The organism is Pseudorhizobium sp. NPDC055634, assembly GCF_053618655.1.
In genome coordinates, this window is the sequence record NZ_JBSHHW010000001.1 from 1 (window position 1) to 15,480 (window position 15,480).

The 15,480-nt window shown below is 65.0% G+C and carries 18 protein-coding genes; 12 read left to right on the forward strand and 6 right to left on the reverse strand.

Annotated features, from left to right (window positions below):
- Positions 1–310 precede the first annotated feature (310 nt).
- Positions 311–508 (forward strand): hypothetical protein, encoded by a 198-nt coding sequence (locus ACWGPT_RS00005; RefSeq protein ID WP_452603524.1) that lies wholly within the window; start codon positions 311–313, stop codon positions 506–508.
- Positions 505–1,191: a Fic family protein gene (locus ACWGPT_RS00010; RefSeq protein WP_452603525.1), complete on the forward strand. Its 687-nt coding sequence runs from the start codon at positions 505–507 to the stop codon at positions 1,189–1,191. Before ACWGPT_RS00005 ends, ACWGPT_RS00010 begins: the two co-directional genes overlap by 4 nt.
- A gap of 151 nt (positions 1,192–1,342) precedes the next feature.
- Here the strand turns inward: ACWGPT_RS00010 and ACWGPT_RS00015 are convergent, their stop codons facing one another.
- On the reverse strand, positions 1,343–1,732 hold the full coding sequence (locus tag ACWGPT_RS00015; RefSeq protein WP_452603526.1) for a nuclear transport factor 2 family protein: 390 nt from the start codon (positions 1,730–1,732) through the stop codon (positions 1,343–1,345).
- A 169-nt stretch (positions 1,733–1,901) separates the two neighbouring features.
- Positions 1,902–2,285: a response regulator gene (locus ACWGPT_RS00020; protein WP_452603527.1), complete on the reverse strand. Its 384-nt coding sequence runs from the start codon at positions 2,283–2,285 to the stop codon at positions 1,902–1,904.
- Positions 2,286–2,449: 164 nt separating this feature from the next.
- Here ACWGPT_RS00020 and ACWGPT_RS00025 point away from each other — a divergent pair, with 164 nt between their 5' ends.
- The 3 genes from ACWGPT_RS00025 to ACWGPT_RS00035 all read left to right on the forward strand — a co-directional run bounded on the left by ACWGPT_RS00025 (position 2,450) and on the right by ACWGPT_RS00035 (position 3,520).
- A complete protein-coding gene (locus ACWGPT_RS00025; protein ID WP_452603528.1) occupies positions 2,450–2,677 on the forward strand; it encodes a hypothetical protein in 228 nt (75 codons plus the stop codon).
- Positions 2,678–2,757: 80 nt separating this feature from the next.
- The gene (locus ACWGPT_RS00030; RefSeq protein ID WP_452603529.1) at positions 2,758–3,147 is read left to right on the forward strand and encodes a globin domain-containing protein; all 390 of its coding nucleotides are present in this window, start codon (positions 2,758–2,760) and stop codon (positions 3,145–3,147) included.
- A gap of 4 nt (positions 3,148–3,151) precedes the next feature.
- Positions 3,152–3,520 carry a DUF423 domain-containing protein gene (locus ACWGPT_RS00035; RefSeq protein ID WP_452603530.1) on the forward strand — a complete coding sequence of 123 codons (369 nt, stop codon included), beginning with the start codon at positions 3,152–3,154 and terminating at the stop codon, positions 3,518–3,520.
- 587 nt (positions 3,521–4,107) lie between these two features.
- On the opposite strand, the gene ACWGPT_RS00040 is transcribed toward ACWGPT_RS00035, so the two are convergent.
- Together ACWGPT_RS00040 and ACWGPT_RS00045 are read right to left on the reverse strand one after the other, a co-directional pair.
- Positions 4,108–4,386 (reverse strand): hypothetical protein, encoded by a 279-nt coding sequence (locus ACWGPT_RS00040; RefSeq protein WP_452603531.1) that lies wholly within the window; start codon positions 4,384–4,386, stop codon positions 4,108–4,110.
- Positions 4,367–4,795: a DUF2325 domain-containing protein gene (locus ACWGPT_RS00045; protein ID WP_452603532.1), complete on the reverse strand. Its 429-nt coding sequence runs from the start codon at positions 4,793–4,795 to the stop codon at positions 4,367–4,369. The genes ACWGPT_RS00040 and ACWGPT_RS00045 overlap by 20 nt, the downstream gene beginning before the upstream one ends.
- A gap of 210 nt (positions 4,796–5,005) precedes the next feature.
- On the opposite strand from ACWGPT_RS00045, the gene ACWGPT_RS00050 reads away from it, so the two are divergent.
- The 3 genes from ACWGPT_RS00050 to ACWGPT_RS00060 all read left to right on the forward strand — a co-directional run bounded on the left by ACWGPT_RS00050 (position 5,006) and on the right by ACWGPT_RS00060 (position 9,561).
- Complete coding sequence (locus tag ACWGPT_RS00050) at positions 5,006–6,367, forward strand: NAD(P)-dependent oxidoreductase (protein ID WP_452603533.1); 1,362 nt, start codon at positions 5,006–5,008, stop codon at positions 6,365–6,367.
- 17 nt (positions 6,368–6,384) lie between these two features.
- Complete coding sequence (gene preA / locus ACWGPT_RS00055) at positions 6,385–7,701, forward strand: NAD-dependent dihydropyrimidine dehydrogenase subunit PreA (RefSeq protein WP_452603534.1); 1,317 nt, start codon at positions 6,385–6,387, stop codon at positions 7,699–7,701.
- A gap of 198 nt (positions 7,702–7,899) precedes the next feature.
- Entirely contained in the window at positions 7,900–9,561 is a 1,662-nt protein-coding gene (locus tag ACWGPT_RS00060) for an alpha-amylase family protein (protein ID WP_452603535.1), read from the forward strand.
- Between the two features lie 13 nt (positions 9,562–9,574).
- Here the strand turns inward: ACWGPT_RS00060 and ACWGPT_RS00065 are convergent, their stop codons facing one another.
- A complete protein-coding gene (locus ACWGPT_RS00065) occupies positions 9,575–10,219 on the reverse strand; it encodes a TetR family transcriptional regulator C-terminal domain-containing protein (RefSeq protein ID WP_452603536.1) in 645 nt (214 codons plus the stop codon).
- A gap of 265 nt (positions 10,220–10,484) precedes the next feature.
- On the opposite strand from ACWGPT_RS00065, the gene ACWGPT_RS00070 reads away from it, so the two are divergent.
- From ACWGPT_RS00070 to hydA, 3 genes are read left to right on the forward strand one after another with little or no spacing between them, the layout of a single operon-like run.
- On the forward strand, positions 10,485–11,738 hold the full coding sequence (locus ACWGPT_RS00070; RefSeq protein ID WP_452603537.1) for a Zn-dependent hydrolase: 1,254 nt from the start codon (positions 10,485–10,487) through the stop codon (positions 11,736–11,738).
- 3 nt (positions 11,739–11,741) lie between these two features.
- On the forward strand, positions 11,742–12,518 hold the full coding sequence (locus tag ACWGPT_RS00075) for an endo alpha-1,4 polygalactosaminidase (RefSeq protein ID WP_452603538.1): 777 nt from the start codon (positions 11,742–11,744) through the stop codon (positions 12,516–12,518).
- Between the two features lie 27 nt (positions 12,519–12,545).
- A complete protein-coding gene (gene hydA / locus ACWGPT_RS00080; RefSeq protein ID WP_452603539.1) occupies positions 12,546–14,003 on the forward strand; it encodes a dihydropyrimidinase in 1,458 nt (485 codons plus the stop codon).
- A gap of 86 nt (positions 14,004–14,089) precedes the next feature.
- On the opposite strand, the gene ACWGPT_RS00085 is transcribed toward hydA, so the two are convergent.
- The gene (locus ACWGPT_RS00085) at positions 14,090–14,503 is read right to left on the reverse strand and encodes a cupin domain-containing protein (RefSeq protein WP_452603540.1); all 414 of its coding nucleotides are present in this window, start codon (positions 14,501–14,503) and stop codon (positions 14,090–14,092) included.
- A gap of 109 nt (positions 14,504–14,612) precedes the next feature.
- Here ACWGPT_RS00085 and ACWGPT_RS00090 point away from each other — a divergent pair, with 109 nt between their 5' ends.
- A complete protein-coding gene (locus ACWGPT_RS00090) occupies positions 14,613–15,404 on the forward strand; it encodes an ABC transporter ATP-binding protein (protein WP_452603541.1) in 792 nt (263 codons plus the stop codon).
- The last annotated feature ends 76 nt before the right edge of the window (positions 15,405–15,480 follow it).

Here is a 15,480-nt window from a genome sequence, read left to right on the forward strand (position 1 = left end):
CGAAATCTCTTTCCACGGCATCAACACCTCCCGCAAAACGGAAAGTGTTACCCATGTATCCGGTACGTTTCGTCACCTATCTCTCAGGTCGGGCATCGAAGCCTAGCTCTTATTTGCAGTGGTTTTGAAAGCCATAGGAAGCCGCCCGAATTCGAAACCCGTACTATTAGGCGAATTGGCGTCTGGTTTCCCGCACCCCATATGACGCAAGCCCGCCACATAAGCCTGAGACAATGTTCTCCATGCAAAGAATACGTTACGACAGATCTCGTTTGTGGTTTTATGGGCGCTTGCAGGAAGGAATAGCATCATGAATGAACCGCTCAGGATCCTTATCGAAGCAGCGAAGAGAGCACCGCAGACGAAAGGCGATCTGGAGGTTCAGCGTCGCAGCTTTGCCTACGGGAACACTCATTTTGAGAATAACAAAATTACCCGCGAAATGGTGGACCGGATTGCTGATGAAATGCCTTACGGTACCGATGCCAAGGGCGAGCGCTCCAAATGAGCGAAGAAGATCGTCGTCATAGCGTAGCGAGTGAAGCCTACCTAATTGACGACGATCAGGCTCGTGCCGAAGCAGAGGCCCGCAACGGCCTCCTCCAGTTCGACCTCGCCAGCCACATGATCATGGAAGCTATTGAGCGGGGCGATGATTGGAAACTTCGCCCCTCGGCCATACTCGCGCTTCACCGCGCCGCGCTCCAGGGCATCAGTGGCTACGCCGGAAATTTTCGCCCCGCTGGTGTCTCTATAGAAGGCAGCGCGCACAGGCCCGTCGAGGCCTTCATGGTGCCGGAACTTATTGAAGACCTTTGCGACTATGTGAATAGCAAGTGGGCGGAAAAGAATGCCATCCACCTCGCATCGTATATCATGTGGCGACTAAACTGGATTCATCCTTTCATTGACGGGAATGGGCGCACATCTCGGATGGTCTCTTACGTCGTTCTATCCGTGAAACTGGGTCTCCTATTGCCGGGCCGAAATACAATCCCAGACCAAATCGTAGATAATAGACGGCCATATTTCGACGCGCTCGAGCACGCCGACCGTGCGGACGCGGAAGGAAGACTCGACCTCTCAGGAATGGAGGCCCTTCTGGAGTCCACACTCGCCGTCCAACTCGCAAGTGTCATGGAGACGGCAACGGGCAAACGATACCTGGGCAGCGAGGCATCAGCGGACTAGCATGCTCATTCGACGTTTGGTCCACCCAGGCCAGCGGTGAGTGCCGACGATGACTGAGCAGGCCCTTGACCGCCGTCGACATGCTCCTGCACGGGAAATCCAAAATTCGGCGCTATGACACGCCTAACACACCCACTCCCCCACCCCGGCCCTACGGCCTTTCGCCCCCTTGCGGGTCGAGGAAGGTGATCAGCAGTGCGACCTGGCCGTCCCTGACGACGATGATGTCCATTCCGGTTACGCGGGACGGATTCTCGGGCGGGCCGAATGCCCAGGTGATGCGGCCGCCGCCCGGCACCGCCTGCGGCTCGCTCGTCAGGCGGAAGCGGTATCCGGCCAGTCGCGCATGCAGGTTCACCACCGCCGCCTCGATGTCGGCCCGGCCGCGGTGAGGCCCGGTCTGGTCGATGAAGTCGGCATCCTCCGCGAAGACGCGCTCGATCGCGCCGGCCCGCCTTTCGGCATCGTGTTCGTCGAACACGTCGAGCACCAGCGCGCGCAGCAGCGTTCTGATCGCGTCTTCCGACGCAACGCCGCTCATGGCCGCACCGGGGAATGGAAGGGGGCAGAATGCAAGGGGTTCGTCGAGGTCATGCGCGTGATCCCTCACCGGGCTCGCCGTGCCGAAAACGCCCGTTCGATGAAACTGGATCTCGCGTCGTTAAAGTCCAGTCGCCCAGTCAAGTGCAAGACCGGACCCCGCGGCCGGCTCACGAAGGGTAGCGGCCCTGGCCGGAGAGCATGCGGGTGATGGTGGTGACGATGCCGTCGGTGTCGTAGGGCTTGCTGAAGAAGCAGCTTTCCGTCGGGATCTCGTCCGGGGAGACTCGCCGGTATCCGGAGGTTACGATGATCTTGAGGGGCGGCCAGCGGTCGCGGATATAGGCGGCGAGCATGATCCCGTCCATGTCGCCGGGCATGTCGACGTCGGTGAAGACGAGGCGGATATCCGCATGGCGGGTGAGGATCTCGATTGCCTCGGAGGCGTTGCCGGCCTCATGGACATGGAAGCCCGCGTCAGTGAGTGTATCGACGATATCGAAACGCAGGATGGGCTCGTCTTCCACGACAAGCACGGGAATACGTGAAGGCATTTCGAAGCGGTCCCCTCTGATGCGATCGAGGCCGGGATGACACCCCTCTCCTGGCTGAAACCGCCTGCTCGGTCTTACGTTCCTCGCCACAGGCGAAAAATCGCCCCCGCCCCGCCGGAACCAGGCACGCCGGGATGCTGTTGTCTTGCGAAAAGGAGACCCGGATGAACATGGACAGAGAGATGCAGGACAGCAAGGTACGGGACGGGCAGGTCGAGGACGGTCAGGCGCAGGACGCCGTCGAGGAACGCGAACCGGCCCGCACCGACGGGACCGGCAAGAACCCAGAGGGGCCGCATGCCCGAAAGGACCTGACGGTCACGACGAAGACGCCGGGCACCGGCTCGCTTCCCGACGACGCGGCCCGCGAGGCGGATGTCGGCCCCGACTGACTGCGACGCCCTGGCGCTTGCCGGACCGCCGTCCAGCGGCTAGACCGACCAGGACCACGGGCGGACGGACGGGAGCCGGAATGGCGGGCGAGACTATCACGCTTTACGAGGCGATCGGCGGCGACGCGACGGTCCGCTCGCTGACGCGCCGCTTCTACGAACTGATGGATACGCTGCCGGAGGCGGCGCGCTGCCGCGCCGTCCACCCGCCGAACCTCGTCGGCAGCGAGGCCAAGCTCTACGACTATCTCACCGGCTATCTCGGCGGCCCGCCCGTCTATGTCGAGAAGCACGGCCATCCGCGCCTGCGGTCGCGGCATTTCGGGGCGGCGATCGGCCCGCGGGAGACCGCCGAATGGCTCCTCTGCTTCCGCCGCGCGCTCGACGAGACGGTCGACAACCCGAAGCTCCGCGACATCATCTGGCCGCCCATCGAGCGGCTTGCATACCACATGCAGAACAGGGAATAGCGCCTTGGAAAGACTCGACAACCTGCGGCCCCTGATCCTCTTGCTGGCGGGGCTCTTCGGAGCCGCCGGCGTGGCGCTCGCGGCCGCCGCCAGCCACGGCGCCGATGCCCGCCTGCTCGGCACGGCCTCCACCATGTGCCTCATCCATGCCCCCGCCCTCGTCGCGCTTTATGCCGGATACCGGATGATGCGGACCGCAACGCTCGCGGCGCTGGTGATCGCGCTCGGCACGCTGCTCTTCTCCGGCGACCTCCTCTCCCGCCACTTCCTCGGCACCGGCCTCTTCCCCATGGCCACCCCGACCGGCGGCACGACCATGATGCTCGGCTGGCTGATCGTCGCCGCGGGCGCCTTCTTCGGGCGGAGAGAGTAGCGGCTTTCCGGGGCCGTCGTCCCTCTTTACGCAACTCCTCCCTCTTCGCCCCTCACCTCCTCGCCCTTTCTGCCCCTCACCCTTTCTGCCCCTCACCCTGGCCCTCTCCCCGCCTGCGGGGAGAGGGAACACCTCGGCGGGCCCCTCCTCCCCGGCATGAGGGAGGATCGGTCGGCATGGGAGATCATCCGCGCCTCGTGGAAGACCATCGCTCACGCCGGACGCCACGGTACGCCCCTCGCGTCCTTCTCCACGCTCGCGGGGAGAAGGTGCCGGCAGGCGGATGAGGGGCGGAGCGTTCCAGCTTCCACGAGAGAGCGCCCGACATCTCCCGGGAACCATCCCTGACGCCGGACGCCACGGTGCGCCCCTCGCGTCCTTCTCCCCGCCCGCGGGGAGAAGGTGCCGGCAGGCGGATGAGGGGCGGAGCGTTCCAGCTTCCACGAGAGCGCCCAATATGTCCCGGGAACCATCGCTCACGCCGGACGCGACGGTGCGGCCTTCGTGTCCTTCTCCCCGCTCGCGGGGAGAAGGTGCCGGCAGGCGGATGAGGGGCGGAACGTTGAAATGCCGGAGACAGCCCGCGGCTAACGCCGAAAGGCGAGGATCCGGGCCGAGGGATGCGATGCGGGGTGCGGGCCAGCATCCGGAGAAGCACCCTGGCCAGCATCCGGGGAAGCACCCGGCGATGCATCCGGGAAGGCGCTGCGCCGGGTGGCGGGGAAGTTCACGACATTGGTCATGTCCGGCGCCGGCGCATCCTGCGTCAGGAGGGCATAGAGCTCCGGCACCAGGCCGTCGCCATTCTGTTCGGCAAGCTTGTGGAGGCCGATGAACAGGCTGGCCTCAGGACGTTCGTCTCTCATCATTGCGTTCCTTCATGGTCTGCAGCGCACGTTCCAGGCTCGACTTCGAGCCGTTGCGCAGCGGGATGAAGGTCTTTCCGAACTTCTTGCATCCGGTCTTCACCCGCAGACACGCGTCGTGGCTGATACAGTCGATGGGGCAGAAGACGCAGTCGACCGACGGCAGGACCGTGTCGATGCGCGAGACCGCTTCCCTCAGCCCACCGTCGTGATGGATCAGTTCGGCGCCGTGCTTGCTGGCGATCTGCCGCAGATGGGCGACCTGGCAGTCGCGGCCGCCGACATAGAGGAAGCTGCGCACGTCGAGGACGGCCTGATCCTGCGGAGCGCGGCTGATCCCGTCCCTGGCACCCTCTCTGGCGCCCTCTGCACCGGCGTTGCCGCCCTTCCGCTTCTGCTTCTTCGCCATGTCCGCATCCCTCTCGAATCCAAGGCCGAAGCCTCTCCACGGCGCGAACCATATGTAACTTGACTAATCGAGTAAAGATTAAAGTTGATCATTACGATCATGTTTAAACGGGCCGGATTTGCTCCAATTTTTTACCGTTTGATAAATTTTCGGGCTGTGCTAGCCTGTGCCCAATAGTTGTCCATAAAAGCCATAAAAGAGGGAACTCGGATGGAACGACTGGGAAGCGGGATACAGGCTGGCCGCCTGTCTCCTGGCGAATACGCATCCAATTTTTCCGATCTTCACCCGCGCCTCGATCGCCATGAGGCGCTGGTCGCATCCGACCGGTGCTATTTCTGCTACGACGCGCCGTGCATGACGGCCTGTCCCACCGCCATCGACATCCCGCTCTTCATCCGCCAGATCTCGACCGGCAATCCCCTCGGCTCCGCCAAGACCATCTTCGACCAGAACATCCTCGGCGGCATGTGCGCCCGCGTCTGTCCCACCGAGACGCTGTGCGAGCAGGCTTGCGTGCGCAACACCGCGGAGGACCGCCCGGTCGAAATCGGCAAGCTGCAGCGCTACGCGACCGACATCGCCATGGAGGCGGACCGGCAGTTCTATGCGCGCGCGGCCTCCACCGGACGACGGGTGGCCGTGGTCGGCGCGGGGCCCGCGGGCCTTGCCTGCGCCCACCGGCTCGCCATGCACGGCCACGATGTCGTCGTCCTCGACGCCCGCGAAAAGGCCGGCGGCCTCAACGAGTACGGGATCGCCACCTACAAGGCGACCGACGACTTCGCGCAGCGCGAGGTCGACTACATCACCGCGATCGGCGGCATCGAGATCCGCACCGGCCAGATGCTGGGCCGCGACTTCACGCTCGCCGACCTCACCGGCAGCTTCGACGCGGTCTTCCTCGGCATGGGCCTCGCCGGCGTCAACGGCCTCGGCATCGAGGGCGAGGACCTTGCCGGCGTCGAGGACGCGGTCGATTTCATCGCCGCCCTTCGCCAGGCGGTCGACAAGGCCGACATCCCGATCGGCCGCCGGGTCGTCGTGCTGGGCGGCGGCATGACGGCGATCGACGCGGCGATCCAGGCCAAGCTTCTCGGCGCCGAGGAAGTGACGATCTGCTACCGCCGCGGCAAGGAGAACATGAACGCCTCCGGCTACGAGCAGGACCTCGCCACCGCAAACGGCGTCATCATCCGCCACTGGCTGGCCCCGAAGCGCATCCTCGGAAAGGAAGGCAAGGTGGCCGGCATCGAGGTGGAATACACCGCCGTCCGCGACGGCAAGCTGGTCGGCACCGGGGAGACGGGCGTCATCGCCGCCGACCAGGTGATGAAGGCGATCGGCCAGAGCTTCGTCGGCAGCGGGCTCGGCCCGCTCGCGATGGAAGGCGGTAAGATCGCCGTGGATCTCGAGGGCCGCACCTCGATCGACGGCGTCTGGGCCGGCGGCGATTGCGTCGGCACCGGCCAGGACCTGACCGTCTCGGCGGCCGCCCAGGGCCGCGACGCAGCCGAAGACATCAACCGCATCCTGATGGCCGGCGCCCGTCCGGCCACCGCCGTCGCCTGAAGGGGAGGACGTTACCCATGGCAGACATCCGCAACAATTTCGTCGGCATCAGGTCCCCCAACCCCTTCTGGCTGGCCTCGGCCCCGCCGACCGACAAGGCCTACAACGTCGAGCGCGCCTTCAAGGCGGGCTGGGGCGGCGTCGTCTGGAAGACGCTCGGCGCCGAGGGCCCGCCCATCGTCAACGTCAACGGCCCGCGCTACGGCGCGATCTGGGGCGCCGACCGTCGCCTCCTCGGGCTTAACAACATCGAACTGATCACCGATCGCGACCTCTACGTGAACCTGCGCGAGATGAAGGAGGTCAAGAAGAACTGGCCGGACCGGGCGATCATCGCCTCCATTATGGTGCCCTGCGAGGAGGAGGCCTGGAAGGCGATCCTGCCGCTCGTCGAGGAGACCGAGGTGGACGGCATCGAGCTCAACTTCGGCTGTCCGCACGGCATGTCGGAGCGCGGCATGGGCTCCGCCGTCGGCCAGGTGCCGGAGTATATCGAGATGGTGGTGCGCTGGTGCAAGCAGTACACCCGCATGCCGGTGATCACCAAGCTGACGCCGAACATCACCGACATCCGCTACCCCGCCCGTGCGGCGAAGGCAGGCGGAACGGATGCCGTGTCGCTGATCAACACCATTTCCTCGATCGTCTCCGTCGACCTCGACAGCTTCGCCCCCGTGCCGACCATCGACGGACGCGGCAGCCATGGCGGCTATTGCGGCCCGGCGGTCAAGCCGATCGCCCTCAACATGGTGGCCGAGATCGCCCGGGATCCGGAGACGGCAGGCCTGCCGATCTCCGGCATCGGCGGGGTGACCACCTGGCGCGACGCCGCCGAGTTCCTGGCGCTCGGCGCCGGCAATGTTCAGGTCTGCACGGCGGCGATGACCTACGGCTTCAAGATCGTGGAGGAGATGATCACCGGCCTTTCCGACTGGATGGATGCCAAGGGCCACCGCACCCTCGACGATATCTGCGGGCGCGCCGTGAACAACGTCACCGACTGGCGCTATCTCAACCTCAACTATGTCGCCAAGGCCCATATCGACCAGGACCTCTGCATCAAGTGCGGCCGCTGTCACATCGCCTGCGAGGACACGTCCCATCAGGCGATCACCTCGCAGGTCGACGGCATCCGCCGCTTCGAGGTGATGGAGGACGAGTGCGTCGGCTGCAACCTCTGCGTCAACGTCTGTCCCGTCGAGGACTGCATCACCCTGCAGCCGCTGGCCGCCGGCGAGATCGACCAGCGCACCGGCAAGGTGGTGGAGCCCACCTATGCCAACTGGACCATGCATCCCAACAACCCGATGGCCGCGCCGGTGGCCGCCGAATAGAAGCCCGGCCGAAGGGAGAGGCACCGGGGAGATCGCAGCCGCCTCTTCGGAAGCTTCGGCCAGCCCGACACGACAATCGCCGGAACGAGGGCCCGCAGCAACGCTTCGGGCCCTTTGCGTCGAGGGCTTGGCCCAGGTCGCCGGAACAAACCTCCCCTCCTCCACATTGCCACGAGGTCTGCCCACAGGAGAGCCATCGTGATCAGCGACCTCTGGTACAAGAACGCCGTCATCTATTGCCTGTCGGTGGAGACCTTCATGGATTCCAACGGCGACGGCGTCGGGGATTTCGAGGGCCTGTCGCGACGGCTGGACTATCTGGCGGGGCTTGGCGTCAACGCGATCTGGCTGATGCCCTTCCAGGTCTCGCCGGGAAAGGACGACGGCTATGACGTCGCCGACTACTACAATGTCGACCCCCGCTACGGGACGCTCGGCGATTTCGTCGACTTCACCCATGGCTGCAAGCAGCGCGGCATCCGCGTGCTGATCGACCTCGTCGTCAACCACACGTCCGACCAGCATCCCTGGTTCCAGTCGGCCCGCAGCGATCCGGCCTCCCCCTATCGCGACTGGTACGTCTGGTCGAAGAAGAAGCCTGCGAACGCGGACCAGGGCATGGTGTTCCCCGGCGTCCAGGAAAGCACCTGGACCCGCGACGAGAAGGCCGGCGAATACTATTTCCACCGGTTCTACAAGTTCCAGCCGGACCTCAACACCGCCAATCCGCACGTGCAGGCGGAGATCCTGAAGATCATGGGTTTCTGGATCCAGCTCGGCGTCAACGGCTTCCGCATGGACGCGGTCCCCTTCGTGATCGCCGAGAAAGGCGCGCATGTCAGGAAGCCGAAGGAGCAGTTCGACATGCTGCGCACCTTCCGGGAATTCCTGCAGTGGCGGCAGGGGGATTCGATCATCCTCGGCGAGGCCAACATCCTCCCGCAGGAAAACCTGCATTACTTCGGCGATGACGGCGACCGCATCCACATGATGTTCAACTTTCCGGTCAACCAGACGCTGTTCTACGCGCTCGCGAGCGGCGATACGCGTCCCATGGTGGACGCGCTGGAGAAGACGCGCGAGAAGCCGCACACCGCCCAGTTCGGCATGTTCCTGCGCAACCACGACGAACTGGATCTCGGTCGGCTGAGCGAGGAACAGCGGCAGGCGGTCTTTTCCGCCTTCGGGCCGGAGCAGCACATGCAGCTCTACGGACGCGGCATCCGCCGGCGGCTTGCCCCGATGCTCGGCGGCGACCAGCGAAGGCTGGAACTCGCCTACAGCCTGATGTTCTCGCTGCCGGGCACGCCGGTGATCCGCTACGGCGACGAGATCGGCATGGGCGACGATCTGGACCTGCCGGAACGCAATTGCGCCCGCACGCCGATGCAGTGGTCGGACGAGCCGCAGGGCGGTTTCACCAAGAGCGACAAACCTGTCCTGCCGGTGATTTCCAAGGGCCCGTTCGCCTACGAACACATCAACGTCGCCGAGCAGCGGCGCGAGCCGGGTTCGCTCCTCAACTGGATGGAGCGGCTGATCCGCATGCGCAAGGAGGCGCCGGAAATCGGCTGGGGCGACTATGCCATCCTCGACACCGGCGATCCCGGCGTGCTGGCGATGCGCTACGACTGGCGCAACAATTCCGTGCTGGTCGTCCACAACCTGAGGCCGGAACCGTTGGAGGTCCATCTCGACCCCCACTGCGGCGAGCAGGGCAAGCTGCTGATCGACATCGCCGCCGGCGAAAGCAGCCAGGCCGACGGCAAGGGCCGCCACCGGCTGCTTCTGGATGCCCATGCCTACCGGTGGTTCCGGGTCGGCGGGCTCGACTACCTGCTCCGACGCACGGACCTCTGACGGAAAGCTCCGGTCACGGCCGCTTCGGGCGCAGCCCTTCGAAGAACAGCTGTTCGAGGAAGCGCGCCGCATCCTCGAAGCGTCCCTCCCCGGCGCGGCTTTCGCCGAGCACGGCCCGCACCTGTACGTCGAAATCGGCGTAATGCTGGGTCGTCGCCCAGATCGCGAAGATCAGGTGATAGGGATCGCAGCGAGCGATCTTGCCGTCCCTGATCCAGCTGCGGATCACCTCCGACTTCTCGTCGACCAGCGACCTCAGGGGGCCGGTCAGGTCGTCCTCGATATGGGGCGCCCCCTGCAGCATCTCGTTGGCGAAGAGCCGGCTCTCGCGCGGGAAATCCCGCGACATCTCGAGCTTCCGGCGGATGTAGGAGCGAATCTCCGATTCCGGATCGCCCTCGGCGTTCAACTCCTTCAGCGGCTCCAGCCAGGTAAAGAGCATGCTTTCTAGCAGCGTCCGGTAGATCGCCTCCTTGGTGCGGAAATAATAGAGAAGGTTGGGCTTCGACATGCCGGCGGCCTCGGCGATCTGGTCGATCGTGGAGCCCCTGAAGCCGCTCGATGAAAACACCTCCAGCGCCGCATCGAGGATCCGCTCCTCCTTCTCCTCCTGGATCCGCGTCCGCCGCTGTGTCTTCGCCGCCCTCGGTACCGCCATGCCCTCGCCTGCCCCCGCACTCGACCCGCCCGGCCGCTCCAGATGCCGTATCCGCAGTCACCATCCGATCGGCGGCAGGATTTGCGAATTTTCGTCTTGAGTGGCGGCGCGGAAATTGTATGTTTTTACCAACCGGTCAAATTATCAGCGACAAGTCCAACAAAGGCAATGCTGAGTTTTACTGTCGACGGGGCAGTAGAGTGAGAACCGGAGGGAACAGCATACGACCGCCGCGCGCGGTCCCGAAACAGGTGAGGACAGGCTGATGGTGGCAGCACCCGGCGAGAACCTGCGCATCAATGGCGACAGGCTGTGGGATTCGCTCATGGAAATGGCGAAGATCGGCCCCGGCATCGCCGGCGGCAACAATCGGCAGACGCTGACGGATGCGGACGCCGAGGGACGCAGGCTCTTCAAGGCATGGTGCGACGATGCCGGGCTGGCGATGGGCGTCGACCGGATGGGAACGATGTTCATGACCCGTCCGGGCACCGATCCCGACGCCCTGCCGGTCTATATCGGCTCGCACCTCGACACCCAGCCGACCGGCGGCAAGTATGACGGCGTCCTCGGCGTGCTGGCCGGCCTGGAGGTGGTGCGCACGCTGAACGACCTCGGCATCAGAACCAGGCACCCGATCGTGGTGACCAACTGGACCAACGAGGAAGGCGCCCGCTTCGCGCCCGCCATGCTCGCCTCCGGCGTCTTTGCCGGCGTCCACGACCTCGACTACGCCTATGCCCGCAAGGACCCCGATGGAAAGAACTTCGGCGACGAGCTGAAGCGGATAGGCTGGGTGGGCGAGGAAGAAGTCGGCGCCCGCCGGATGCATGCCTATTTCGAGTACCACATCGAACAGGGCCCGATCCTGGAGGCGGAGAACCGGCAGATCGGCGTCGTCACCCACTGCCAGGGCCTCTGGTGGCTGGAGTTCACGCTGACCGGCCGGGAAGCCCATACGGGCTCCACGCCGATGGACATGCGCGTCAATGCCGGGCTTGCCATGGCTCGCATCCTCGAAATGGTGCAGGACGTGGCGATGAGCGAGCAGCCGGGCGCCGTCGGCGGCGTCGGCCAGGTGTTCTTCTCGCCCAATTCCCGCAACGTCCTGCCCGGCAAGGTGGTCTTCACCGTCGACATCCGCACGCCGAGCCAGGAAAAGCTCGACCGGATGCGGGCGACGATCGAGAGCCGGGCAGCCGAGATCTGCGACAGGCTCGGCGTCGGCTGTTCGGTGGAGGCGGTCGGGCATTTCGATCCGGTGACCTTCGATCCGGTGCTGGTCGGCCGCGTCCGCGATGCGGCCGAAAGGCTCGGCTACAGCCACATGGACATCATTTCCGGAGCCGGTCACGACGCCTGCTGGGCCGCGAAAGTGGCGCCGGCGACGATGATCATGTGTCCCTGCGTCGGCGGGCTGTCACACAACGAGGCGGAAGACATCTCGAAAGAATGGGCCGCGGCCGGCGCCGACGTTCTGTTCCACGCCGTGCTGGAAACCGCCGAGATAGGAGACTAGGGCATGATACGCTGTCTGACGGCTCTTGCTCTGATGGCGGCATTCGCGGCCCCGGCTCTCGCCGCCCAGCCCTTCCGCGTCGGCGAGCGATGGGACTGGCAGCTCACCGAGCCGCTCGACCTCTCCCGCAAGGTTGCGGTTCTGGACCTGCATCCCGAACTGGTGAAGACCGCCGACATCGGCAAGCTGAAGGCGCGCGGGATCAGGACGATCTGCTACGTCAGCGTCGGAACGGTGGAGAAGACATCGCCGGACAGGCAGGCTTTTCCGAAGGCGGTCGTCGGCAAGGTCTACGGCGACTGGCCCGACGAGCGCTTCCTCGACATCCGCAGGCACGACGTCCTGCTGCCGATCATGAAGGCCCGCTTCCAGGTCTGCAAGGCCAAGGGCTTCGATGCGATCGAGCCCGACAACATGGATGTCCACGACAATGATTCCGGTTTCCCGCTCAAGGCGGCCGACACCCGGCGCTACGTCCTCGCGCTGGCCGGTATCGCCCACGGTCTCGGCCTTGCGATCGCGCAGAAGAACGTCCCGGAGATGACCGCCGACTTCGTTTCGACGCTCGATTTCGTGATCACCGAGAGTTGCTACCAGGACCGCTGGTGCGATCGCGTCAAGGCCTATCCGCAGCGCGGCAAGCCGGTCTTCGATGCGGAATACAGTGACCGCAGCATCGACTTCGCCGCCGCCTGCAAGGCCGCCGGGCGGGACCGCATCTCGATGATCCTCAAGGACCGGTACCTGACCAGGGCAGTGAAATTCTGCCCGGCGAACTGAAACCGACATGGATAGGGGAAGCATGGCATGACGAGCACAGTGATCAAGGGCGGAACCGTTGTCACCGCCGACCTGACCTACAGGGCCGACGTCAAGGTGGACGGCGGCAGGATCGTCGAGATCGGCCCCAACCTCTTCGGCGACGAGGTGCTGGACGCGACCGGTTGCTATGTCATGCCCGGCGGCATCGACCCGCATGTCCATCTCGAAATGCCGTTCATGGGCACCTATTCGGCCGACGACTTCGAAAGCGGCACGCGCGCGGCGCTCGCCGGCGGCACGACCATGGTCGTCGATTTCTGTCTTCCCGATCCGGGCCAGTCGCTGCTTGATGCGCTCAAGCGCTGGGACAACAAGTCGACCCGCGCCAATTGCGACTATTCCTTCCACATGTCGGTTACCTGGTGGGGAGAGCAGGTCTTCAACGAGATGAAGGCCGTCGTGCTCAACCACGGCATCAACACCTTCAAGCACTTCATGGCCTACAAGGGCGCGCTGATGGTGAACGACGACGAGATGTTCGCCTCGTTTTCGCGCTGCGCCGAACTCGGCGCCCTGCCGCTCGTGCATGCCGAAAACGGCGACGTGGTCGCGGCCATGCAGCAGAAGCTGATGGACGAAGGCAATGACGGGCCGGAGGCGCATGCCTATTCCCGCCCCGCCTCCGTCGAGGGCGAGGCCACCAACCGCGCCATCATCATCGCCGACATGGCGGGCGTGCCGCTCTATGTCGTCCATACGTCCTGCGAGCAGGCCCACGAGGCGATCCGCCGGGCGAGGCAGTCCGGCATGCGCGTCTATGGCGAGCCGCTGATCCAGCATCTGACCCTCGACGAGAGCGAGTATTTCGACAAGGACTGGGACCACGCCGCCCGCCGGGTGATGAGCCCGCCCTTCAGGAACAGGCAGCACCAGGATTCGCTCTGGGCAGGCCTCGCCTCCGGCTCGCTGCAGGTGGTGGCGACCGACCACTGCGCCTTCACCACCGACCAGAAGCGCAACGGCATCGGCGATTTCCGCAAGATCCCCAACGGCACGGGCGGCCTGGAGGATCGCCTGCCGATGCTGTGGACACACGGCGTCGCGACCGGCCGCATCACCATGAACGAGTTCGTGGCGGTGACCTCGACCAACATCGCCAAGATCCTCAACGTCTATCCGCGCAAGGGCGCGATCCTCGTCGGCGCGGATGCCGACATCGTCGTCTGGGACCCGAAGCGGTCGAAGACGATCTCGGCGAAATCCCAGCAGTCGGCGATCGACTACAATGTCTTCGAGGGCAAGCAGGTGACCGGCCTGCCGCGCTACACGCTGACGCGGGGCGTCGTCGCGATCGAGGAGGATACGGTGAGGACGCGGGAGGGCCACGGCAAGTTCGTCAAGCGCGAACCCTTCCAGGCGGTCAACCGGGCGCTCTCCACCTGGAAGGAACTGACGTCGCCGCGCAAGGTGGAGCGGACGGGCATTCCCCCGAGCGGGGTATGATGCGAATGGAGTTCACCGGCGCGCTGTCCGCCCCTCACCTGCCTGACACTGTCTCTCGCAGGACCGAAATCGGCGAAAACGCCGCCTCAGATCTCCACCAGCGCGTCCAGTTCGGGCAGGAGCACGACGCTCTCCTGCTCGTTGGGATCTGTCCGGGCGATGATCGCCGTGCAGGGCGTGTTGGAAAGGTTGGCCGGCAGGTGCGGCACGCCGGCGGGGATGTAGAAGAGTTCGCCCGCGTGAACGACGACATGGTGCTCGAGCCGGTCGCCGTACCAGGTATGCGCCGAGCCGGACAGCATGTAGATCGCCGTCTCGTGCGACTGGTGCAGGTGCGCCTTGGCGCGGGCGCCGGGCGGGATCGTCAGGAGGTGCATGCAGATGCCCTGCGACCCCACCGTCTCGGCAGCGATGCCCTCGAAGTAGCTGAGCCCCTGCTTGCCGTCATAGGTGGAGCCGGGCTTCACGATCCGGCAGGTGGGCTTCGATGACGCATCCATGGCTTTCCTCCCTGGGCCGGCTGCCGGTTTCATACGGCGCGCCCTCGCCGGCGATCATAGCACGCAGCCGCATTTTAGCATCCCCGCAACGTCCGACTGGCCCCGCCCCATGAATGCTTCGCATGTCTCCGTCGTCTCGGCCCGGAAACTCGGCCTGACCTTCCAGACCGGCGACGGGCCGGTGCACGCCCTGTCGGATGTCGACCTGGAGGTGGAAAAGGGCGATTTCGTCTCCTTCATCGGCCCTTCCGGCTGCGGCAAGACCACCTTCCTCAGGGTGATCGCCGACCTGGAGCGGAACACGGCCGGCGAGATCGCCGTCAACGGCATGACGCCGGAAGAGGCGCGCAAGGCGCGTTCCTACGGCTATGTCTTCCAGGCGCCGGCGCTCTATCCGTGGCGCACGATCGAGAAGAACATCGCCTTGCCGCTCGAGATCATGGGCTATGCGAGGGCCGAGCAGCAGGAGCGCATCCGCCGCACGCTCGATCTCGTCAACCTCTCCGGTTTCGGGAAGAAATATCCCTGGCAGCTGTCGGGCGGCATGCAGCAGCGCGCCTCGATTGCCCGCGCGCTCGCCTTCGACGCCGACCTGCTGCTGATGGACGAGCCTTTCGGAGCACTGGACGAGATCGTCCGCGACCACCTCAACGAGCAGCTCCTCAAGCTCTGGGCGGCGACGCAAAAGACCATCTGCTTCGTCACCCACTCCATTCCCGAGGCCGTCTACCTCTCCACCAAGATCGTCGTCATGTCGCCGCGTCCCGGGCGGGTGACCGACGTGATCCTGTCCCCCCTGCCCCGCGACCGTCCGCTGGAAATCCGCGAGACGCCGCAGTTCCTCGAAATCGCCCAGCGCGTGCGCGAGGGCCTGAGAGCGGGGCACAGCTATGAGGAATAGCGCCTGCCTTCTAAACACCCCTCCCCAACCCCTCCCCACAAGGGGGAGGAGCTCCTCACGTGGCTCCGGTGGCTGC